Source organism: Gordonia jacobaea, from assembly GCF_965344965.1.
GTDB lineage: Bacteria > Actinomycetota > Actinomycetes > Mycobacteriales > Mycobacteriaceae > Gordonia > Gordonia jacobaea.
The window spans coordinates 972,773-995,135 of record NZ_CBDRLS010000002.1 but is presented as its reverse complement, the minus strand read 5'-3'; the positions used below and the strand labels follow the sequence as shown (position 1 = coordinate 995,135).

The 22,363-nt window shown below is 65.5% G+C and carries 18 protein-coding genes; 6 read left to right on the top strand and 12 right to left on the bottom strand.

Annotated elements, in window-relative coordinates; translation table 11 throughout:
- Positions 1-7: 7 nt before the first annotated feature.
- Positions 8-1,180 carry a TetR/AcrR family transcriptional regulator gene (locus ACRVY7_RS10600; RefSeq protein ID WP_431817016.1) on the bottom strand — a complete coding sequence of 391 codons (1,173 nt, stop codon included), beginning with the start codon at positions 1,178-1,180 and terminating at the stop codon, positions 8-10.
- A 126-nt stretch (positions 1,181-1,306) separates the two neighbouring features.
- On the opposite strand from ACRVY7_RS10600, the gene ACRVY7_RS10595 reads away from it, so the two are divergent.
- Positions 1,307-2,518 carry an acetyl-CoA C-acetyltransferase gene (locus tag ACRVY7_RS10595; RefSeq protein ID WP_039856095.1) on the top strand — a complete coding sequence of 404 codons (1,212 nt, stop codon included), beginning with the start codon at positions 1,307-1,309 and terminating at the stop codon, positions 2,516-2,518.
- Between the two features lie 24 nt (positions 2,519-2,542).
- Positions 2,543-4,714 carry a 3-hydroxyacyl-CoA dehydrogenase NAD-binding domain-containing protein gene (locus ACRVY7_RS10590; protein ID WP_064864133.1) on the top strand — a complete coding sequence of 724 codons (2,172 nt, stop codon included), beginning with the start codon at positions 2,543-2,545 and terminating at the stop codon, positions 4,712-4,714.
- Positions 4,715-4,876: 162 nt separating this feature from the next.
- Here the strand turns inward: ACRVY7_RS10590 and ACRVY7_RS10585 are convergent, their stop codons facing one another.
- From ACRVY7_RS10585 to ACRVY7_RS10545, 9 genes are all read right to left on the bottom strand, one after another.
- Positions 4,877-5,338: a DUF8820 family protein gene (locus ACRVY7_RS10585; protein WP_431817015.1), complete on the bottom strand. Its 462-nt coding sequence runs from the start codon at positions 5,336-5,338 to the stop codon at positions 4,877-4,879.
- A gap of 61 nt (positions 5,339-5,399) precedes the next feature.
- The gene (locus ACRVY7_RS10580; protein ID WP_431817014.1) at positions 5,400-6,629 is read right to left on the bottom strand and encodes a DUF6745 domain-containing protein; all 1,230 of its coding nucleotides are present in this window, start codon (positions 6,627-6,629) and stop codon (positions 5,400-5,402) included.
- A 185-nt stretch (positions 6,630-6,814) separates the two neighbouring features.
- Complete coding sequence (locus ACRVY7_RS10575; RefSeq protein ID WP_431817013.1) at positions 6,815-7,531, bottom strand: slipin family protein; 717 nt, start codon at positions 7,529-7,531, stop codon at positions 6,815-6,817.
- 565 nt (positions 7,532-8,096) lie between these two features.
- The gene (locus tag ACRVY7_RS10570) at positions 8,097-8,954 is read right to left on the bottom strand and encodes an alpha/beta fold hydrolase (RefSeq protein ID WP_431817012.1); all 858 of its coding nucleotides are present in this window, start codon (positions 8,952-8,954) and stop codon (positions 8,097-8,099) included.
- 48 nt (positions 8,955-9,002) lie between these two features.
- A complete protein-coding gene (locus ACRVY7_RS10565) occupies positions 9,003-9,959 on the bottom strand; it encodes a R2-like ligand-binding oxidase (RefSeq protein WP_431817011.1) in 957 nt (318 codons plus the stop codon).
- Positions 9,960-10,052: 93 nt separating this feature from the next.
- The gene (locus tag ACRVY7_RS10560) at positions 10,053-12,215 is read right to left on the bottom strand and encodes an MMPL family transporter (RefSeq protein WP_431817010.1); all 2,163 of its coding nucleotides are present in this window, start codon (positions 12,213-12,215) and stop codon (positions 10,053-10,055) included.
- Positions 12,216-12,272: 57 nt separating this feature from the next.
- The gene (locus ACRVY7_RS10555; protein ID WP_049700343.1) at positions 12,273-12,818 is read right to left on the bottom strand and encodes a potassium channel family protein; all 546 of its coding nucleotides are present in this window, start codon (positions 12,816-12,818) and stop codon (positions 12,273-12,275) included.
- On the bottom strand, positions 12,793-14,787 hold the full coding sequence (locus tag ACRVY7_RS10550; RefSeq protein WP_431817009.1) for a M13 family metallopeptidase: 1,995 nt from the start codon (positions 14,785-14,787) through the stop codon (positions 12,793-12,795). The genes ACRVY7_RS10555 and ACRVY7_RS10550 overlap by 26 nt, the downstream gene beginning before the upstream one ends.
- Before the next feature lie 32 nt (positions 14,788-14,819).
- The gene (locus tag ACRVY7_RS10545; RefSeq protein WP_431817008.1) at positions 14,820-15,587 is read right to left on the bottom strand and encodes a pirin family protein; all 768 of its coding nucleotides are present in this window, start codon (positions 15,585-15,587) and stop codon (positions 14,820-14,822) included.
- A gap of 297 nt (positions 15,588-15,884) precedes the next feature.
- On the opposite strand from ACRVY7_RS10545, the gene ACRVY7_RS10540 reads away from it, so the two are divergent.
- Positions 15,885-17,537, top strand: coding sequence for an NTF2-like N-terminal transpeptidase domain-containing protein (locus tag ACRVY7_RS10540; protein WP_431817077.1), 1,653 nt, complete (start codon positions 15,885-15,887; stop codon positions 17,535-17,537).
- On the opposite strand, the gene ACRVY7_RS10535 is transcribed toward ACRVY7_RS10540, so the two are convergent.
- Complete coding sequence (locus tag ACRVY7_RS10535) at positions 17,513-17,956, bottom strand: DUF3054 domain-containing protein (protein ID WP_431817007.1); 444 nt, start codon at positions 17,954-17,956, stop codon at positions 17,513-17,515. The two genes, ACRVY7_RS10540 and ACRVY7_RS10535, sit on opposite strands and share 25 nt — an antisense overlap.
- 61 nt (positions 17,957-18,017) lie before the next feature.
- On the bottom strand, positions 18,018-19,151 hold the full coding sequence (locus tag ACRVY7_RS10530; RefSeq protein ID WP_049700347.1) for a lysylphosphatidylglycerol synthase transmembrane domain-containing protein: 1,134 nt from the start codon (positions 19,149-19,151) through the stop codon (positions 18,018-18,020).
- Between the two features lie 34 nt (positions 19,152-19,185).
- On the opposite strand from ACRVY7_RS10530, the gene ACRVY7_RS10525 reads away from it, so the two are divergent.
- The 3 genes from ACRVY7_RS10525 to ACRVY7_RS10515 are packed head-to-tail and all read left to right on the top strand — an operon-like array spanning position 19,186 to position 22,354.
- Positions 19,186-20,559 (top strand): AI-2E family transporter, encoded by a 1,374-nt coding sequence (locus ACRVY7_RS10525; RefSeq protein WP_431817006.1) that lies wholly within the window; start codon positions 19,186-19,188, stop codon positions 20,557-20,559.
- A complete protein-coding gene (gene macS / locus ACRVY7_RS10520; RefSeq protein WP_431817005.1) occupies positions 20,556-21,689 on the top strand; it encodes a MacS family sensor histidine kinase in 1,134 nt (377 codons plus the stop codon). The genes ACRVY7_RS10525 and macS overlap by 4 nt, the downstream gene beginning before the upstream one ends.
- On the top strand, positions 21,686-22,354 hold the full coding sequence (locus tag ACRVY7_RS10515) for a response regulator (protein WP_049700350.1): 669 nt from the start codon (positions 21,686-21,688) through the stop codon (positions 22,352-22,354). The genes macS and ACRVY7_RS10515 overlap by 4 nt, the downstream gene beginning before the upstream one ends.
- The last annotated feature ends 9 nt before the right edge of the window (positions 22,355-22,363 follow it).

Here is a 22,363-nt window from a genome sequence, read left to right as displayed (position 1 = left end):
GCCGACCTCATAGTCCCAGGACGCCCTTCATCAGGTAGGCCATCTCGGCTGCGAAGTCGGGGCGGGCGGTGCCGCGGCGCATACGCACGGCGTCGTTGACGATCGACAGCGCGGCGTGCACCGCGACCGCGCGCTGATCGGGCCGAACGTCGGGTTGGATCTGGCCGAGGAGATCGATCCAGCGTCTGACGTAGCGGCGCTGGACATCGAGCAGCTCGGCCGCGGCCTCCTGCCCGGCGAAGACCGCCGAGCTGTTGAACGCCACGGAGAGGTCGGGCGTGGACGTGATCACGGTGACGTAGGAGTCGACGAGGAGCCCGAGGAGTTTGGCGGGGTCGGCGGTGGTCGACTGTGCGGCCATGACACCGGTCTCGAGTCGCATGGCGCTGCGTTGGCCGATGCCGAGCAGGATGGCGAGCTTCGACGAAAAGTGTTTGTAGACACTGGGTCCGGTGATTCCGACGGCAGCGCCGATGTCGTCGACCCCCACGTCGGCGTATCCGTGATCGGCGAAGAGCGTGGCCGCGGCGTCGAGGATCTCGTCACGCCGCGACGACGAGAGGCCTGCGATGGTGGGCTCGGCAGGTAGGTCGGGTGCGGTTGCGGGGTGCAGGTCGAGCAGGCGCTCGGTGAGTATGACGAGTTCGGCGCGCGCACGGGCCGCAGACATCCGCGAGTTGTGTACCGCGAGGCTGCCCGCGACGCTCAATGCCGCCCAACCCAGTGAGCGGGCCTCGCGGTCGGACAGGCCGGGACGCTCACTGACGATCGCAGTCGCCCAGCGTGCCAGGACCTGCTGGGTGCGCAGGACCATCTGCTTGTTCTGGTCCTCCGACAGATAGTTGCTCGTCCACCGCCACAGCGACACCGATTCGGGGTGGTGCACGCCGAGGTCGCAGAGCGCGTTGATCAGCTCACTCAGGGGGCGCTGACCGTCGCCGAGGGTGCGGTCGGTGCATGCCTCGAGGTCGTCGACACCCGCGAGCACGGCCGCGGACAGCAACGCCTGCTTGTCGTCGAAGTGTCGATAGACCGACGGCGCGGTCACGCCCGAGGCACGGGCGATATCGGCAACCGAGACATGCGGGTAGCCACGATCGAGGAACAGTGCCGCGGCATGGTCGACCAACTGCCGTTTGCGGTCGGCAGGCCGTGAGCGGCGTGGCTTCTGAGTAGACATTGTTAATCGACCTTAGCTCAGATCTGTCCGCTTCCGCGACTAGTTGACCACCTGCTATAGCCAAAGAAGTGATCCCGCGTTAGCCTCGTAGGGTAACCATCGCTGGTTCATGTGAAAGGAACATTCGTGCCTGATCAAGCATTCATCTACGAGGCGATCCGTACGCCGCGTGGCAAGCAGCGCGGTGGCTCGCTGCACAGCATCAAGCCCGTCGACCTCGCGTCCGGCCTCATCAACGAGGTTCTCGCACGTCACGGCAGCCTCGACCCGGCCGACATCAACGACGTCATCCTCGGCGTCGTCTCGCCGGTCGGCGAGCAGGGCGGCGTCATCTCGCGTACCGCAGCCCTCAACAGCGGCCTGCCCGAGACCGTCCCCGGCACCCAGATCGACCGCTTCTGCGCGTCGGGCCTCGAAGCCACCAACCTCGCAGCGGCCAAGGTCGCGTCCGGCTTCGACGACCTCGTGCTCGCCGGCGGCGTCGAGTCGATGTCGCGTGTCCCGATGGGCAGCGACGGCGGCGCACTCTTCATGGACCCGACCACCGCGTACGACAACTACATCGTGCCGCAGGGCATCGGTGCCGACCTCATCGCGACGATCGAGGGATTCAGCCGCGAAGACGTCGACGCCTTCGCAGCCGAGTCGCAGGAGCGCGCCGAAAACGCTTGGAACGGTGGATACTTCGCCAAGTCGGTTGTCCCGGTTCGTGACATCAACGGCGTGATCGTGCTCGATCACGACGAGCATCGTCGTCCGGGTTCGACCGTCGAGTCGCTCGGCAAGCTCAAGCCGGCGTTCGCCGCGCTCGCCGAGATGGCAGGCTTCGACGACGTCGCGCTGCAGAAGTACCACAGCGTCGAGAAGATCGACCACGTTCACACCGGCGGCAACAGCTCCGGCATCGTCGACGGTGCGTCGCTTGTCCTCATCGGTAGCGAAGAGGCAGGCAAGCGCAACGGTCTGACCCCGCGCGGGCGCGTCGTCTCCTTCGCCGAGATCGGTTCCGAGCCCACCATCATGCTCACCGGTCCCACCCCGGCCACCGAGCTGGCGCTGAAGAAGGCCGGACTGACCGTCGACGACATCGACGTCTTCGAGCTGAACGAGGCGTTCGCGGCCGTCGTCTTGAAGTGGATGAAGGACCTGAACATCCCGCACGAGAAGGTCAACCGCAACGGTGGCGCCATCGCCATGGGTCACCCGCTGGGTGCAACCGGCGCGATGATCTTCGGCACCTGCCTCGACGAGCTCGAGCGCACCGGCGGCCGCTACGGCCTGATCACCCTGTGTATCGGCGGCGGCATGGGCGTCGCGACCGTCATCGAGCGTCTCTGACCAACAGAAGGACTTTCAAAAGCAATGAGTGACAACATGATTGGCTGGGAGAAGGACGCCGACGGCGTTGTCGTCCTCACCATGGACGACAAGGCGCAGGGCGCCAACACGATGAACGACACGTTCATCGCCTCGATCGCGGCGACCGTCGATCGTCTCGAGGCCGAGAAGGACGACATCACCGGTGTCGTCATCACCTCGGCGAAGAAGACCTTCTTCGCAGGCGGCGACCTCAAGGACATGACCGCGGAGCGGACGCAGTCCAAGGAAGAGATCGCCGCGTCGATCACCGAGCGCACCAACGGCATGAAGACCGTGCTGCGTCGCCTGGAGAAGCTGGGCAAGCCCGTTGTGGCGGCCATCAACGGCGCTGCCCTCGGCGGTGGCCTCGAACTCGCGCTGCACACCCACTACCGCGTCATCGCCGACGTGAAGGGTGCTGTCGTCGGCCTGCCCGAGGTCACCCTCGGCCTGCTGCCCGGTGGCGGCGGCGTCGTGCGTACCGTCCGCCTGCTCGGTATGCAGAACGCGCTGATGGGCGTGCTGCTGCAGGGTCCGCGCTTCAACGCGACCAAGGCCAAGGAGACCGGCCTGGTCGACGAGGTCGTCGGATCGGTCGAGGAGCTACTGCCCGCCGCGAAGGCGTGGATCAAGGAGAACCCCGAGGCACAGCAGCCGTGGGACAAGAAGGGCTACAAGATCCCGGGTGGTGCACCGACCAACCCGTCGGTCGCGGCCAACCTGCCCGCGTTCCCCGCTCTGCTGCGTAAGCAGATCAAGGGCGCGAACATGCCTGCGCCGCGCGCCATCCTGGCCGCTGCCATCGAAGGTGCCTACGTCGACGTCGACACCGCCGACCTCGTCGAGACCCGCTACTTTGTCTCGCTGGTCACCGGCCAGGTCGCGCAGAACATGATCAAGGCGTTCTTCTTCGACCTGCAGACCATCAACAACGGCGGCTCGCGTCCCGAGGGCTACCCGAAGTGGCAGGCCAAGAAGGTCGGCGTGATCGGTGCCGGAATGATGGGCGCCGCAATCGCTTACGTGTCGGCCAAGGCCGGCATCGACGTTGTCCTCAAGGACGTGTCGCTGGAGAACGCGGAGAAGGGCAAGGGCTACGCGGTCAAGCTCGAGGAGAAGGCACTCTCCCGCGGCAAGACCACCCAGGAGAAGAGCGACGCGCTGCTCGGTCGGATTCAGCCGACCGGCGATGCCGCCGACTTCAAGGGCGTCGACCTGGTCATCGAGGCCGCTTTCGAGTCGGTCGAGGTGAAGAACAAGGTGTTCCAGGAGATCGAGGACGTCGTCGAACCCGACGCAGTGCTCGGCTCGAACACCTCGACGCTGCCGATCACCATCCTCGCCGAGGGCGTGAAGCGCTCCGAGGACTTCATCGGAATCCACTTCTTCTCGCCGGTCGACAAGATGCCGCTGGTCGAGATCATCCGCGGTGAGAAGACCTCGGATGCTGTGCTGGCCAAGGTGATCGACTACACGCTGCAGATCCGCAAGACCCCGATCGTCGTTCACGACAGCCGCGGGTTCTTCACCAGCCGCGTCATCGGTACGTTCATCAACGAGGCCATCGCCGCCGTCGGTGAGGGCATCGAGCCCGCGTTCATCGAGCATGCGGGCACGCAGGCCGGCTACCCGGCAGCGCCGCTGCAGCTGTCCGACGAGCTCAACCTCGTCCTGATGCAGAAGATCCGCAAGTCCAGCGAGGACGGCGCGAAGGCCGAGGGCAAGGAACTGCCTCAGCACGGCTCCTTCGAGGTCATCGACTACCTGGTCGACGAGGGTCGTCCGGGCAAGAAGGAAGGCGCGGGCTTCTACGAGTACGACGAGAACGGCAAGCGTGTCCGGCTGTGGCCGGGTCTGCGTGACCACTTCAAGTCGGGCAGCACCGAGATCCCGTTCGAGGACATGCAGGAGCGCATGCTCTTCGCCGAGGCCCTCGAGACCGTCAAGTGCTTCGACGAGGGTGTCCTCGACTCCGTCGCCGACGCCAACATCGGCTCGATCTTCGGCATCGGCTTCCCCGCGTGGACCGGTGGCGTGATCCAGTACATCAACCAGTACGAGGGTGGACTGCAGGGCTTCGTCGACCGCTCGCGCGACCTGGCCAAGAAGTACGGATCGCACTTCGAGCCGCCTGCCTCGCTCGTCGAGAAGGCCGCCAAGGGCGAGAAGTACTGAGCTCTCTGATCTGGCCGGGTCCCTGATCTGGCTGAGTCTGAAGTAACCCACACGAGGTGGGGGAGGAACTTTTTCCTCCCCCACCTTTTGTGTTCGCTACCCAGTCGGCGGGATGGAGCGCCCAGTCGGCGGGATGAGGCGCCCAGTCGGCGGGATGAGAGATCAGTCGGCGACGAAGTAGGTCCCGGATACTGCGAAACCGTAGAGTCCGTTGCCCTCGCGCTGACGTCGAATCACGTAGCGGCCGGGCGCGATTCCCGTGGCGCCGTGCTCCGGGTGTATCAGGAAGGCGGCTCGCGAGGTCTCGATGATGCCCAGCGCGAGTCCCTCGGCATCCTGCACCGGCGACAACCAGGTGCAGGTGCCCTCGTCGGCGACGAGCGAGTGCGGGTTACCGCCTGCGGCGCTACGGAGAAGTTCGACGCCCTCGCGGCGGACGTGAGTCGTGTGCGTCCATGGCCGCGTCACGATTGCGGAGCGCACCATCGACAACGGAACGATCATGAGATCGCCCTGCGCTTGTGGTCCGGAGATGACGGGGATCCTGATGCTGCGGTCGAGATGGTCAAGGACATCGAGTCCGCTGACCGTGGTGAGGTCGTCGAGAGTGATGATCGAATTCATTTGTGCACCTTGGGTTGTGGGAGTGTCGGATTGTTGGGGAAACAAGGAATAGAGCGTGGCGTCAGGTCCTTCGCTGCAGGTTCGCGTACTGCGGGGCGGTGAGCCCGTAGGTCCACGCCGCAGCGTCGAGAGCGTTGTGTGTCCAGCCCGGGACTTGTAGGCCGTAGCGTCGTCGGGTGCCGTCGCGTTCGCGAGAACCGTTGACCACCAACAGAATCTTTGCGTTCGTGCGCCAGGCGCTCGGTGTCGAGTACAGCTCGAGCGGGTGGCCGGGATTTCCGGGATCGTCGGATCGGTCGACGAGTCGGAGTCCCGCGGCACCGATGTAGGCGTCCCACCCGATCCGTTCGATCGCTGTGCGTCGAACCTCGATGTTGCGCTCGTTGTCGATGCGTTCGGGTGTCGGGTCGGTGATCACCCAGTCCGGGACGAGGGTGCCGTGTACGGCGTAAACGGCTGCGCCGTCGCGGAATTCGAGGGCCGCATGGCTGTCATGGTGGAGCCTGCGTTGACTGTGTGTGCCTTCCGGGGTGGGCTCGGTGTGAATGGCGACGGGGCGCTCGGCGAGGATGCAGACGTCGTCGAACGGCCACCACCAACCTGTCGATGCACACAGGGCGTTCTGCAATTGCAACAGATCGGAGTCGCAGTCGGTGACGTGAAGGAGCCCGAGCCGTCGAGCGGCGTCGACGTGGGCGAGTCGGTGTGCTTCCTGCTGCCCATACCATGTGATGACGCCGGGAAACGACGGCACAAGGCGTCGAATAGCGACGACCACCGATCCGAACAGGCTGGTGTGCAACGAGTCTCGGATACCTGCGCCGATCACGGATCGTAGACCGATGCCTTCGGCCAGGCATTCGTCGAGCGTCATCGTCAATGCGCGTACGACGTCTGGTGGAGCGATCCCATACTGCGAGCGCAGCGAACCGGAGAGTGTGGATTCGACGCGACGCCGCGAATTCGAGAGTAGCCCTGCGATACAACGATTGGCCCGGGATTCGATGTTACGGGTGACGGCGGACGTCGCGTCGAGGATCAGTGGTACCGCGGCCTGCGGCGAGTCGGTCCACACAAACTCGGGTGGAGACTTGTCGACACGCGAATAAAGTTCCGCGACAGCGGCTTCCGTGGTCGTCCGGTCAGCCGGAGCGGTGTCGAGGCCGTATGCGAGCCACCGGTGGCGAAGCGCCGAGAGATCGGAGGCTTCGAAGCGAGGGTGGTGCGGGGTGCGAGGGTGGTGATGAGTGTCGGCGCCGGAGAAGGCCGGGCCGAGTGGTGCGGCGCTCACGCGAGAGTGGCGGAATCCGCCTTTCCGTTGATCATGGTGATCAAGAGTGGCACGCGATGGCATCTCGCGCAACCCCTGCTGCCTGGTCGGTGCTTTCGCGCAAAGGGTGTGTTCCCGAGATACGACAACGTATCTCGGGAACACATCCGCTACGCGGCAACGGGTTTGCCCGCGATCACCCAGGCTCAGTCGGTGCCGGGCTCGGCGTCGCTGAGCGCCACCACGAACTTGGTGCCGTACGGCGCATCCTGCACCAGACGCAAGCGCGCCAGTGCGGGGTGGGCGTCGAGCACGCGACCGGCGTTGGCCAACGAACGCAGCGCAGCGGTTTCCGCGCGTGCGGTCTCCAACTTGGCCAGCCCGCGTGCCTTGGCAGTGACCAATTCGGTTGCTGCCGAACGGATCTCGGTGGGAAGGATCACGTCCTTGACCACCACGTCGAGCACCTCGATGCCCGCAGCGCGGCCAGCACGTGCGGTTGCGGCGATGATCGACGCGGTGTCGACGGTGTCGGCTCGGGTGATCACCTCATCGACGGTCACGGCCGCGCAGACTCCACGCAACGCCACCTGCGCGGCGAGATAGACCGACGCCCACGGATCGCTGGCCCGCTCGGTGAACGCGACCGCCTCGACAACCGACGCGCGGACGGCCATCGTGACGCGCAGCGACACGGAGTCGGACGTCAGGATGTCCTGCGGAGCGAGGGTCATGACCCGTTCACCCATGTCGACGAACGTGTATGCGGCGCCCCTGCGCGTGCGGTACTCGCCGGGCGAAAGTTCGCGGGAGAGTTCGCCATTGCGGTACTCGAGTCCCTTGTACCCGATGGGTACGGAGATCTTGGGGAACCACCGCTTGGCAGGCTTGGTCGCCAGGCGGAGTTCGGTGAAAGCAGACATGATGCGAACCTCCCTTCGTTTGTCGCGCATGTCGTGTGTGCAAGTAGTTGCTAGCTGTGTATTCGGTTGTGGCGCAGATTGTTCGGCAGGCGACGCCGCCCGCGGGAGATCGCGTCGATGGGGTCGGCCGCCGACCGACCGAAGTCGGACGTCGGACGACCGCAGGACCGGCGTCGACTTTGGGTTCCCGGGGGCGGTGTCTGGTGAGGAGTTGAACCTCGGGCTGTAAGAGCCCTGCCATTTCCGTGAATGGTGCTCGAGAGTCCAACGCGCAGAACATGATCGCCGGTACCCCGGGATCGGCTGCTCTCTCGTGCGAGAGGTAACGATGCCAGAGCGGGTTGGGCGGGGGCAACGGGTTTTACGGGCGGAGTTGGGGCTGGGGTGGGGTGGTTTCGACTTCGGTGCTCGCTGCGCTCGCGCCGGCTCAACCAGCGGAGGGGTGCCCTCAGCGCGTGGGGGTGGGGTGGTTTCGACTTCGGTGCTCGCAAGCTCGCGCCGGCTCAACCAGCGGATAGGCTCGACCAGCGGGGCGGGTCGCGCTCAACCAGCGGACACAGGCGGGTCAGCGCGCGAGGAACGCGGCGACTGTCGACTCGAATGCCTCTTTGGCCTCGATCATCACCCAGTGTCCGCAGTGGGGGAAGACGTGCAGCTCGGCGTCGGGGATGAGACGCATGGGGGCGAGGGCCATGTCGGGTGGACTCACGCGGTCGTCGCGGCCCCAGGTGAGCAGTGTGGGGCAGGAGATCTTGTGCATCATCGCCCAGTAGGGCGGGACGTCGGAGGTTGCGAGGAACTGCTGTTGCATCTCGAACGACGCCGAGCCGTACATCGCGCGGCCGGTGGCGAGTGCTTCGGGATTCATCGCAGCCTCCCACCGCTCGGTGATGAGTTGTTCGGTGACGAGGTCCTTGTCGTAGACCATCGCGCGGAGCCAGCGGATCAGCTTGTCGCGGTCGGGATCGTCGGCGAACTCTTGGAGTAGCCGCAATCCTTCACTTGGGCTCGGGCTGAACAGGTTTGGCCCGACGCCACCGATGGTGACGAGTTTCTCGACGCGGTCGGGTTTGCGAATCGCGAGATTGACTCCGACGACGCCACCCATCGAGTTGCCGATCATCGGTGCGGTGGCGATCCCGAGCGCATCCATGAACGCGAGCACGGACTTGCCTGCGGTGAGCACCGGCATGCCCTCCCACGGGTCGCTGACGCCGAAGCCGGGGAACTCCAGGACGAAGCAGTGGTGTGTCTCCGCGAAGACCCCGAGGTTGCCGCGATAGTTGCGCCAACCCGTCACGCCGGGGCCGGAGCCGTGAAGCAGGATCAGCGGCGGTGCGCTGGGGTCGCCCGCTTCGTGATAGCGCAGCACGCCGTTGTCGGTGCTCAGTTCGCGTCTGGTCTCGTCGTAGGTGACATCCACACGATCAGACTAGAACGTGTTCTAGTTTCTTGTCACGAGTTGGGATGCTCAGGTGCCCAGGGATTCGGCGTCCTCCTCGCCGAAGCGCTCTTCGAGCAGTTCGGGCGAGACGTCGAAGTCGATTTCCTCGACGGGGCGGCCGCGTGCCGATTCGATGGCGCTGAGTCGACGCTGCGCGCGGTCGGCGGCGTAGGAGAGGAACTCGGAGTTGTCGATTCCGAACGGCGGCTCGTCGAACTGCGCGTTGACCCACTCGATCATCCCGAGCGCGAGCGGCATCAGTTCGCCCATCCGAACGCCGACCGCCTCCCACAGACTGTCGTCGGCCGCGACATGGCGACGGCACGTGAAGGTGCCCCACGCCATGTGGCGACGCTCGTCGTCGCCGATGAACTTGATGATCCGTTGCATGCCGGGCAGGATTCCGCGCCTGGTGCAGATCCGCTGCCAGGCGTAGTAACCGGTCAGAGCGAGTGAGCCCTCGATGACGTGGTTGTAGGTGACGCTGGCGCGGATCTGGTTGAGCGGCGACGGATCGTTGTCGAGGCGGTGAAGCGATTCGGGGAGTTCTTCGTAGAAGAGCTGTCGGTAGTAGGGGTTGTCGGCGACGTAGGGGTTCAGGTCGTCGGTGAGGCCGATCGCGTCCATCCAGAGGCGGAAGACCTCGGTGTGCTTGGCCTCTTCGAAGCAGAACTGCGACAGGTACATCTCGTCGCCGAACCGTCCCTCGGCGGCCATCGCCTTCATGAACGGCTGGATGTCTTGGGTCACCGCCTCCTCGCCCGCGACGAACTGCGCGACGAGAAACGTTGCGCTGCGCTGTTGTTCGGCGTCGAGCTCGTACCAATCGGCGGCGTCTCGGGACATGTCGATGGCCGTGGGGTCCCAGAACCGAGCGTTGCCCTTCACGAAAAGACGCAGCGGTAGGGATTGCCAGTTGAGGCCGCCGCGACGCAGTGACGCGAAATCCTGACGCGCGATGGATGGGCGGTCGGCGAGCGTCATGGCGCGCCGATCAACGATCGTTCGGAACTCATATGCTGACGTTAGCGCCGCGATCGAACCAGACCGGTTGGATTGCGCGAACTCTCAGGTTACTCACGCGTCACTTGCGTCGCCGATCGCGAGTGCGTTCTCGCTACGGGGTGGCCCCTTCCGGGTGGTCTCACCCTGGGCGGTCTCACTCTTGCGCGACAGCGCGCTCGGCCACCAGATTCGTCGCCCGATGTCGATCGACAGCGCGGGTACGAGCAACGTGCGCACGATGAGCGTGTCGATCAGGACGCCGAACGCCACGAGAAACGCCACCTGGGCGAGGAACAGCAGCGGGATCACGGCAAGCGACGCGAACGTCGCGGCGAGCACGACACCCGCCGAGGTGATCACGCCGCCGGTCGCGGTCAGCCCGCGGATCACACCCTGGCGCGTGCCATGAGTCTTCGATTCCTCGCGTACGCGTGTCATCAGGAAGATGTTGTAGTCGATGCCAAGCGCGACAAGGAACACGAACGCGAACAGCGGCACGACGGGGTCTGCGCCTGGGAAACCGAACGGTCCGTTGAAGAGCAACGCCGCGACGCCGAGCGTCGTCGCGAACGACAGCACAGTGGTGCCGAGCAGGATGACCGGCGCAACGATGCTGCGTAGCAGCAGGATCAACACCGCGAGCACCACGAGCAGCACGATCGGGATGATCAGATTGCGGTCGTGTTCTGCGGTGGTGCGAGTGTCGAGGTCGGTGGCCGTCGTTCCGCCCACGACGGCGTTCGCGTTGTCGATCGGATGAACGCGCTCGCGTATCCGCACGACGGTGTCCTGCGCTGCGAGCGAGTCGGCGTTGTCGGTCAGCGTTGCCTCGATGGCCACGCGGTTGTCGCGAACCACCGGGGTCTGGCCCGCGGTGTAGACCTGTGCCTGCGCGACGCCGTCGACGCTCTTCACGGCGTCGAGAACCGTCGGGGCCTGCGGGGCGTCGACGATGATCCACGTCGGTGAGCCGCTGCCCGCGTCGAAGTGGCGCGCCTGGACGTCGGCGCCTTCGACGGACTCGACGGTGCCGAGGAAGAAGTCGGTCTGGGCGATGCCGTCGGAGCGGAACATCGGGGCGAATGCGGCTCCGATGAGCAGCACGATCAGGGTGGATGCCCAGATGGCTCGGGGTTTGGCAGCGACCTTTTCGGCGATCCTGTGCCAGAAGCGGTGCGTCGAGGTCTCGGTGCCCGACTCGGCGAGGTGGGGTCGGACAGGCCAGAATGCGGTTCGGCCGAGGAGCGCGAGAACCGCGGGCAGGAAGGTCATCGACGCCAGGAACGAGGCCACGATGCCGATCGCGGCAACCGGGCCGAGGCTGCGATTGGAGTTGAGGTCGGAGAACAGCAGGCACAGCACTCCGAGGATCACCGTGCCAGCCGACGCCGCGACCGGCTCGATCGTCGCTCGCCACGCGACCTTGATCGCCTGATACTTGTCTGCTGTCTGAGTCAGCTCCTCACGGAAGCGAGACACCAGGAGGAGTGCGTAGTCGGTTGCGGCGCCGAACACGAGGATGAACAGAATGCCCTGGCTCTGACCGTTGAGCTCGAAAACGCCCTGCTTGGTCAAGAAGTAGATGGCACCGGACGCGAGTCCGAGCGCGAAGACCGCCGAGATGATGACGACAAACGGGAGGATGGGGCTGCGGTAAACGATGACGAGAATGACGATCACCACCGCGCCCGCGACGAGCAGGAGAAGGCCGTCGATACCCGCGAAGGCCTCGCCGAGGTCGGCGACCTGCCCGGCAGGACCGGTGACGTAGACGCTCAGTCCGTTGGGCGGATTCGCCAGGAGATCGCGGAGCTTCTCGACGGTGTCGGCAGGCTCGCCCGCAGTCGAGATCGGCACGATGAGTTCGGCTGCCTTGCCGTCGGCGGAGCGGATCGCCGGTGAGAATGCCTTCCCGAATCCCTCGGTCCCGGCGAGCGGCGTGATGGTGTCGGTCAGGTAGGTCGCGTCGGCGTCGGTGAATCCCGACGAACGTTCGGCGACAACGATCGCGGGGATGTAGCTGGTGTCCTGAAACTTCGCGAGTTCGTCGTTGACGCGGGTCGACTCGGCCGAGGCCGGCAGGAACGCGGTGTTGTCGTTGGTGGAGACCGAAGCGAGCTTGCCCGCGAACGGTCCGGTGAACGAACCGACGACGATCCAGGCGAGGATGCCGAGTGCCGGGATGAGCCAGCGGAGACGAGAGGTCGACGACGCGGTCCGCTGCGGGGTGGCCATGCCGTCTATCTTGGCACGCTGCCCGAAATGCCCGGCCGAGTCAGGGGGCCGAACGGCTCAGTCGGACGAGCGCTTCGACGAGACGAGCAGCGTGACAAGGCGGATGCCGAGGCCGATCAGGGCGAAGCTGCTCGCCATCTGGATCGACACGAAGATGCGCGCTGGTTGCGACGCCGCCGCGATGTCGCCGAAGCCTGTGGTCGTGAACACCGTCAGGCTGAAGTAGAGCGCGTCGACTCGCGTGAGTCGGAGATTGAAGCTGTCGGTGCCGTACTCGGAGAGCAGGAAGTACGTGGTGGCGAAGGCGACGATATAGAACGTCGCGAGTGCTGCGATCATCTCGACGGCTGTCGCGACCGGATACGGCGACCGGATGAAATGTCGAATCTCCCAGCCGCAGAACGCGGTCAGCAGCAGTGCCCCCACGACAAGGCCGATGAACTTGGCGTCGTTGTCCTGGTTGATCGGCAGCAGGAAATAGCCGACGAGCAACACCAACCCCGCGAGCGCCGGACGCAGAAGTGCGCTCGCGAGGCGTGGGCCACTGATCGCCGAGTTGCCGCCGGAACTCGGAGACTTACCAGATGCGGACACGGTCCACATCGGGCAGGAACAACTCGTCGCCCTCGGCGACGTCGAACGCGTCGTAGAAGGCGTCGATGTTGCGAACCACACCGTTGCAACGGAATTCGGGCGGGGAGTGGGGATCGATGGAGAGTCGACGGATCGCCTCGGCGTCGCGGGTCTTGGTGCGCCAGATCTGCGCCCAGCTGTAGAACACACGCTGGATGCCGGTCAATTCGTCGATGACCGGGGGCTCGGTGCCCTCGGTGGCGAGGCGGTAGGCGACGAGTGCGATCGACAGTCCGCCGAGGTCGCCGATGTTCTCACCGATGGTGAACTCGCCGTTGACCTTGTACTTGTCGTCGAGTCCCTCGGGGGTGAACTCGCCGTACTGCTCGATCAATGCCTTTGTGCGCTTGGAGAATTCGGTGCGGTCGGCATCGCTCCACCAGTCGACGAGATTGCCGTCGCCGTCGTACTTGGCACCCTGGTCGTCGAATCCGTGTCCGATCTCGTGGCCGATCACCGCGCCGATCCCGCCGTAGTTGGCGGCATCGTCGGCGTCGGGATCGAAGAACGGCGGCTGCAGAATCGCCGCGGGAAAGACGATCTCGTTCATGCCGGGGTTGTAGTAGGCGTTGACCGTCTGCGGCGTCATGAACCACTCGCCACGGTCGACGGGCGAACCGATCTTCGAGAACTCGCGCTCGTTCTCGAATGATGCTGCGCGCGCGTAGTTTCCGATGAGATCGCCACGATCGACCGACAGTGCGCTGTAGTCGCGCCACTGTGCGGGGTAACCGATCTTGGGGGTGAACTTCTCGAGCTTGACCAACGCGCGCTCGCGGGTCGACGGCGTCATCCAGGGGAGGTCGGAGATGTTCTGGCGGTACGCCGCAACGAGGTTGGCGATCAGCTCGTCCATCCGGGCCTTGGCCTCGGGTGGGAAGTGCTCCTCGACATAGAGCTTGCCGACGGCGAATCCCATTGCGCCCTCGACGAATCCGACGCCGCGCTTCCAGCGGTCGCGGATGGTCTCGGCTCCGGTGAGGGTGCGGCCGTAGAAAGCGAAGTTCTCGTCGACGAACTCCGACGACAGGTACGACGCGGCCGAGTGCAGCAGCCGCCAGGTCAGCCACGTCTTCCAGTGCTCGAGCGGCGACTCGGCGAACAGGGTGGTGACGTCGTCGATGAACGACGGCTGACTGACCACGACCTCCGCGAACGTGACGTCTCCGACGGTCCCGAGGCCGCCGAACCACTCGTGGATGTCGAAACCCGAAGCGAGCGAATCGAACTCGCCGAGCGAGAAGAGATTGTAGGTGAGGTCGGCGTCGCGGCGTCGAACCACGTCCCAGTGATGGCCCGCGATGGCGGTCTCGAGGTTGAGGACGGTGGTCGCGCGCTGGTCGGCGTCGTCGTAGCCTGCGAGCGCGAACATCCGCGAGACGTGATCGCGGTATGCCTCACGGGTTTCCGCGTGGTTGTCGTCGCGGTAGTACGACTCGTCGGGCAGTCCGAGACCCGATTGCACCACGTGCACCAGGTATCGATCGGATTGCTTGGCGTCGGTGTCGACGTAGAAACCGAAGAGTCCGCCGACGCCGTGGCGCTGTAGGCGACCGATGCGGCCGGAGAGTTCGTCGGTCGAGGTGACCGCTTCGATGGCTTCGATCTCACCGCGGATCGGACCGATCCCGAGTGCCTCGATGTGGTCGGTGTCCATGAACGACCCGAAGAGATCACCGATCTTCTGGGCGTCGGAACCGCTCGGCGGATCGGCCTTCGCGCATGCGGTGATGATGTCGCGGACGTTCTCCTCCGCGCGGTCACGCAACACGTGGAACGCTCCGTCGACGGAACGGTCGTCGGGGATCTCGTGGGTGTCGAGCCACTTGCCGTTGACGTGGGCGAACAGGTCGTCCTGAACGCGGACGGCGTCGTCGACCCACTCGAGGTCGATGCCGGAGGGAAGGGAATCGGTCTTCGAAGCAGTCACGGCACCCATCCTGTCACGCCGCCCGGCTACCTTCAGTTGAGTTACGGCTCTCCGAGTGCTTTGTCCATGGCCCAGATCAGAATCTCGGCGGGTCCATCTCCCGCGTCCGTCCGCAGCGTGGCCCCGGAGGTGTCGACGCCGCGCGCAGCGTCGCCTGCCATAAGGGTGACTTCGGCGGCCTGATCTGTTGCGGACAGGACGGCCCGGCCGTCGACGACGAGGACATGGGTGAACCGGGCGTCGGGGATGCCGACCGAGGCGCCCGGTGCGATACGGACGGCGAAAAGCGTCGCGGCGCGGTTGCTGATCGTGATCGCGGCATCGACCGACGGGTCGCCCGACGCCACGGCGACGAGATCGCCCCCGGCGAGTGCTGCGGAGATGTCGCGCTGCTCGTACGACGGCGTGATGCCGTACTCGTCGGGTACCAGCCACATCTGTATGTAGTGGACCGGTTCGGAACCCGATTCGTGCAGGTCAGGCCACGGATCGTTGCGTTCGGTGTGGTCGATGCCGGAGCCGGCGCTCATTCGTTGGGCGAGACCGGGATGGACGACGCCGGTGTGACCTGCGGAGTCCGTGTGCACCAACGTGCCGGAGACCACCCACGTGACGATTTCAGAATCCGAATGATGGTGGGCATCGAATCCATGTCCGGGTAGTAAAACTTCTTCATTGCATGCAATGAGAAGTCCATGATGGGTGTTTGATGGATCGTAATGATCGCCGAATGAGAACGAGTGACGGGAGGTCAACCAATCGGTCGACGTCACCTCCCGGACTTCGGCCCGGAGCACCGTGAAGACCATGACCCATTATGGGCATCGGCTCTGACGCGGAGTTCAGGCCGCCACCGCGCTGCAGCAGAGGTTGACTCCGGCGTGGCTGAGGGTTCAGACCTCCTCGTCGACTCCGGTCCGCGAGACGACGATTCCGACGGCGAGAAGCTCATCGACCCGGCCACCGCGAAGTCCCTGGCCGACGCCCCCGATCGCACAGCCGACCGTGACACTGACGGGGGCCGAGACGAGATCGTGACTAGTCCGAGTTCCGACCGCAAGCAGGTTGATGGTGTTACTCGTGTGACTAAAGTGAAGAATGGGACTATGAAGTATTGCTTGCGGTGGGTAGCTCTTGTTGCCTGCGTAGTCCTCGTCGGTGCCGGTGGTTTCGTCACCTGGCGAATGGTCACGAGCGGTCCAGACACCGGTGCCGCGGCGGCGGTCAGCGAGTTCGCCAGCGCACTGAGCAGGAAAGACGCCACCGCAGCAGCGTCGTTCACCACCGCCCCCGGACAGGCGGCGGATGCCCTGACGCAGACCGTTACCGCGATGAACCCTCAATCGATCGACGTCGACGTCGACAAGCCGGAGGAGTACAGCGACGGCACCGCGTCGTTCAATCTGAAGACCACCTGGCGGTGGGACAAGGACCGCTCGTTCGAGTCGGCGACGTCGGGTACTGCTCGGCACCTGAGTTCCGGCTGGAAGATCACGTGGGATCCCGGTCTCCTGGCCCAGGGGTTGCCCGTCGGTGGCAACCTCCGTGAGATCCGGACCGATGCGCGGCCGGCCCCGACGGTCAACAGCGTGTCCGGCAAGCCGTTCATGGTGTTGGCGCCGGTCAACGAGATCATTCTCGACCCGGCCAAGACCAAGGATCTGCAAGCGTCGGTGCGCGGACTCTCGCGGACGCTGGCGCCGATCGCGCCGTTGATCACCCCCGAGGTGATCAACGCGAAGCTCGCGGCGACACCGGACAAGCCGATCGTCGCGGTGACACTGCGCGATCCCGACATGGGTGTGATGACCAGCGATCCTGCCGCGGTTCCCGGAGTCTCGGTGAACAAGACCGGCATGCTCGTCATGGCCGACCGTCGACTCTCGTCGCCCCTGGAACCGGCACTGACCAACTACTGGCAGGCTATCCGCGACGCGACGGCCGGATGGCAGGTCCAGATGGTCGGCCCCGGTCTCGCGCCGCGCAAGCTCGCGGGTGAGCAGGGGCCTCCTGGTCCCGACGTGGCGACGTCGATCAACCAGCAGGTGCAGTTGACCCTCGGTGATGCGGCCGTCGAGGTCGGGCAACCCGCGACCATCATGGCGCTCGACGCCGGGTCGGGCCGGATTCTCGGGCTTGCGCAGAACGACTACGCGGCCGAGCGCGGCAACAGCGTCGACCAGGCGTATCCCGTCGGCGCGACACTCGATCCCGTCTTCTCGGCCGTCGACAAGGCCACGTCGCAGAAGCAGTCGTCGAACAAGGAGTCGTCGGACACGGCGCTCGACAGGCTGGGGCTCGGCGTCACCTTCACGGTTCCCGGTGCGTCGACGCCGACGACACCGAAGCCAGGTGTCGCGACCATCGACTATCGACCACAGTCGGCGACGGCGACCATGCTGAACATGGCCGCGCTCGGTGTGTCGATGGCACGCGCTGACGCGGGGGATCAGAGCTCGGTTGCTCCCGCAGTCATCTCGGGAGCGCCGACCAAGGTCGACGGAGGTTCGCTCGGCGCGATCGACAAGTCGGTGAGCGCACCGATCCTCGCGGCGATGACGACAACGGCCAAGACCGGCGACGCCAGTGACCTGACCCGCGCGCCCGGCCTGAAAGCGCTGGTCGGAACCAACGGACCGCAGGGTCCGGGCTGGTTCGTCGGCATTCAGGGCGGCAAGGTCATCGTGATCTACACCGAGGGTGAGAAGTCGGGGACCGCTGCGCTACAGGTCGCTCAGAAGTACTTCCGCATCGCGTAGGCGACGATCGCGCGCCAGCCGAGCATGAACAGGCCGAGCGCGATGGTCGCGACGATGATGAAGCTCAGAGCGACGCCCTGGTGCAGCAGGTAGCGCAGCACCATGCCGATCGCGACGGTGCAGATCCAGATCACCAGACCTGACGGGATGATGCGGGCCGGTCGGAAGTCGCTGCCGAACCATTCACTCGATCGGACGTGCGCGTAGACGTAGGCAATCGACCAGCCCGCGGCGGTGGCGACCAGGAACGGCCACAGGGTCTGCAACACTCCGATCAGCGCGAAGCCGTCGTGGTGATTCGCCCTGCCGATCAGTACGAACACGACGACGGCGACGGCGTCGCAGAGCGCTGCCGCGGCCAGCGGAAACGTCGTCGAGTGCCGACTGCTGGTCGGATCGCTCACGTCAGACTTCGACATGGGTATCCACGGTAGCGCCACCCACCGTCGACGACGTGCTGCGGGTCGCGGGGTGGGGCTTTCATGAGGGGGGCGGCTCGGGCCCCAACTCCTTCTGCCCGGGATTCGCGGCCGGGTCGAAGTCGCCCGACTCGACGTCGCGATCGATCTCCTCGCCGATCGAATCGTCGGTTCGGATACGCGACCGGAACAGGAAGAACACGACGATCCACCCGATCAAGGCGATGAACACATAGCTGATGATGCGGTAGACGAGCACCGCTGTCAGCGCGTCGGCGGCAGGCATCCCCGCGCTGGTCAGCGCCGGGACGAGCACGGCGTCGACCACACCGATGCCTCCGGGTAGCAGCGGGATGGCGGTACCGACCGCCTTGCCCGCCGCGTAGGCGACCATCAGTCCGGAGATGCTCGGATGAGCCCCGACCGCCCAGCACGCGAACATCAGACATGCGACGTCGGCGATCCAGTTGAACAAGCTCCACGCGAAGGCGACGCTGGTGTCGCGGCGCGTGAGCTGGACGGCCCGCAGCTGTTCGAGTGTCTCCAGCAGCCGCGCCACCCCGTGATCGGCCGGCTTGCTACGTACCTGGTTGATCCAGCCGAGTACACGTTCGCCGGTCGACTGCAACGACTCCGGATGGCTGGCGAGGTACTGCAGCACGACAGCCACCGCGATGAATCCGACCGCGGAGAAGACCACCGAGAACGGGCTGGTCTTGGCGCCCGCGAGCAGTGCGCCCCCGAAGCCGAGCACCGCGAGCCCCACACCCGCGAGCAGTCCGGACATGACGACCTGCCACGACGCGATGACGGGCGTGGCGCCCCATTTTCGGGTCTCGCGGTAGGTAAAGGCAGGCGCGAGCACCTGACCGCCCGGCAGCGTCTGGCTGACCGAGTTCGCGGCCAGCACCACCGACAACGACTTCCACTCGGACACACGGACACCCGCCGAGCGCAGCAGCGCACGCTGTACCTGCGCAAAGCTGTCCATCGAGAGCAATGCGGCGACGATGCACGCGACGAGCCACACCCAATCGAGATCACCGATTCGGTGCGCGGCCTCTTCGAGTTTCGGCCAGATCAGCACGATCTCGACCGCCAGGACGACCACCACGACCGCCACCAGCACCCACCGAACCCACCAGAAGCGTGAGCGCGTGGCGGTGCGGTGGACCGCCGGTGTATCCGACGTCATACGGCCAAGGGTAACGACAGCTAGTGTGACTTCCGTGGACCATGCCGCTCGAACGAACGACGGATATCCCGAAGATGCAGAAGCGGGTGCGTCGGGCAGGTCGCTGGCCGAGCTCGACCGATCCAAGGTCCACCCGTTTGTTCGTGCCACAGCCGAGTGGGTCTGGCGGCTCCTGCTGATCCTCCTCGCCATCTACGTCCTCGGGCGTCTGTTCCTGCAATTCGACGAGGTACTCGTTCCGGTTGCGCTGGCGATTCTGGTGTCGGCATTCCTCGTGCCTGGCGTCGACTGGCTCGATCGGAAGGGTCTGCCACGGTCGCTCGCCGTCGTCGTGATGATGCTGGTCGCGCTCGGTGTCGTTGCGACCGTCCTGACGTTTGTCGGCCGAGCGTTCGTCCACGGATTCCCCGCACTGACCGCCGAGATCACGGTCACCATCGACCGCACCCGGGAGTGGTTGGTCGACGGCCCACTCGACGTCGACGAATCGCAGGTGCGCAACCTCGGGTCGAACATCATCAACCTGATGGAGCACAACCAGGCCAAACTCGCCGGTGGTGCCGTCGCCACGGCGACGACGGCGACCGAACTGGTCACCGGCGCGTTGCTGATGGTATTCCTGACGATCTTCTTCCTCTACGGCGGCGGTCAGATCTGGGAGTTCTGCTGCCGACTCGTACCTCGCAATACCCGAGGTCGGGTCGCTGCCGCGGGAGTCGCGGGCTTCGGCACCCTGGTCGGCTACGTGCGTGCGACGGTGATCGTCGCCCTCGTCGACGCCGTGTGTATCGGCATCGGGCTGGCGATCCTGCGCGTTCCGCTGGCCCTGCCGCTGGCAACGGTGATCTTCCTGTTCTCGTTCATACCGATCGTCGGCGCACTGATCAGTGGTTCACTCGCCGTCGTGATCGCGCTGGTCACGCAGGGCTGGCTGACCGCCGTGATCGTATTGGCCATCCTCGTCGGCGTGATGCAGCTCGAAGGCCATGTGCTGCAACCGTTCCTGCTCGGCAGGTCGGTGCGACTGCATCCCGTCGCGGTGATCCTTGCCATCGCCGCGGGCATCGTCGGGGCCGGAATCATCGGCGGTCTGTTCGCCGTACCGATCATCGCGTTCGCGAATACCGCCGTGCGATATCTCGCGGGCCACCGCAACCTGCCGATCTCGAGTGGTGAGGGTTCGTATCACTACGCCGAACCCGACGAACCTCATTGGGACAACCGAGATCTCGATGCCGCGACCGCCTCGGCGGGCGTCGCGGTCGAGGAGGGCGTCGGTGTCCCGAAAGCCGACGCCGAGGCCGACGTCGAGCGAGGGCTCGACGGTGATGGTGCTCGCGTGGACGACACGGGAGACACGGCAACCGACGACACAGCGCCCGCGAAGGACCCCGACGAGACGTCATGAGAAGTGATCCGGTCACGCCGCTCTGGCGCGGCGCGCAGGTGCTGCGACTGTTGTCGTACCTCTACGCGCTCGGGTTCCGGATCGCGATCGACGACGACCTGTTGCACCCGGGTGTGACGTGGGTGTTGTTCGGATTGCTCACCGCGTGGACCGTGGCCTGCGGCATCGCGTATTACGTTGGCTTCGGCCGCAATTGGTATTGGGTCGGCGCGGAATTGGTGATCGCCTGCGCACTCATGTTGTCGACATCGTATGTGGCCAGCGAATCGTGGGCGCTGAACAATCAGACATGGCCGACTACGTTGTGGGCCACCAACTCGGTGATCTCCGCGGCACTGCTCGGCGGGCCGATCGTCGGCCTCGTTGCAGGTCTGGTCGTCGGCGGCACAAGCGCTTTCGTCAAGGGCTGGCTCGACCTCAACTTCGGTCGCAACGCGACGATCCTCGTGATGATGGCGTCCGGCGTCGCGGTGGGACTCGCGGCGGTCAACGCCCGTCGGGCGCAGGCGGAGTTGGCCGCTGCTGCGCGCGTCGCGGCGGCTGCGACCGAACGCGAGAGACTGTCCCGCGAGGTGCATGACGGTGTGCTTCAGGTACTTTCGTTCATCTCCAAACGTGGGCGTGAGATAGGCGGTCCGACAGCGCAACTCGCCGACCTCGCGGCAACTCAGGAGGTGGCCTTGCGTCGCCTGATCTCCGATGTCGACGTCGGAGGTGAATCGACGTGTGGGACTGCGGATCTGACCGCGCTGCTGCGTGCTGCCGGTGGTGACGCCGCCGCGGTGAGCGCGCCCGCGGACCCGGTGATCATCGACGCGACGACGGCACGCGAGATCAGCGCTGCGGTGATCAACGCACTCGACAACGTCACACATCACGCGGGTGCGGGGGCGCGGGCCTACGTACTCCTCGAAGACCTCGACGACACCGTGGTCGTGAGTGTCCGCGACGACGGTGTGGGTATCGCGGCGGGACGGCTCGACGAGGCGCGTCGCGCCGGCAGGCTCGGCGTCGCGCAGTCCATCGTCGCGAGAATCGAATCGCTCGGTGGCACAGCGACACTCGACTCCGACGAGGGAATAGGCACGGAGTGGGAACTGACGGTACCGGTGACGCGGGAGAAGAGATGAGCGATACGCAAGATGCCAGCCAACTGCGGGTGATGGTTGTCGACGACCATCCGATGTGGCGGGACGGGGTGGCGCGCGATCTCTCCGACGCGGGGTTCGAGATCGTGGCGACTGCCGATTCGTCCGGCGCGGCGGGGCGTCGTGCCGGTGCGGTGCGACCCGACGTCGTGCTCATGGACATGCAACTGCCCGACGGCAACGGGGCGGAGGCCACCGCGGCGGTCCTCGAGGTGTCGCCGAAGACGCGGGTGTTGGTCTTGTCGGCATCCGACGAGCGCGACGACGTCCTCGACGCCGTAAAGGCCGGCGCGAGTGGCTATCTGGTCAAGAGTGCGTCGAAAGAGGAACTGATCGACGCGGTGCGGGCGACCGCGGCTGGCCAGGCGGTCTTCACGCCGGGACTCGCGGGTCTCGTACTCGGTGAATTCCGGCGCATGTCGTCAGAACCCGACCGCGCACCGCAGACTCCGGTGCTCACCGAGCGCGAAACCGAGGTGCTGCGCTACGTCGCAAAGGGCATGAGCGCCAAGCAGATTGCCCGGAAGCTGACCTTGAGCCACCGGACCGTCGAGAATCACGTGCAGTCGACGTTGCGCAAACTACAGCTCGGCAACCGTGTCGAACTCGCGCGGTACGCGATCGAGCACGGGATCGACGACGAGTGAGCCGACCTG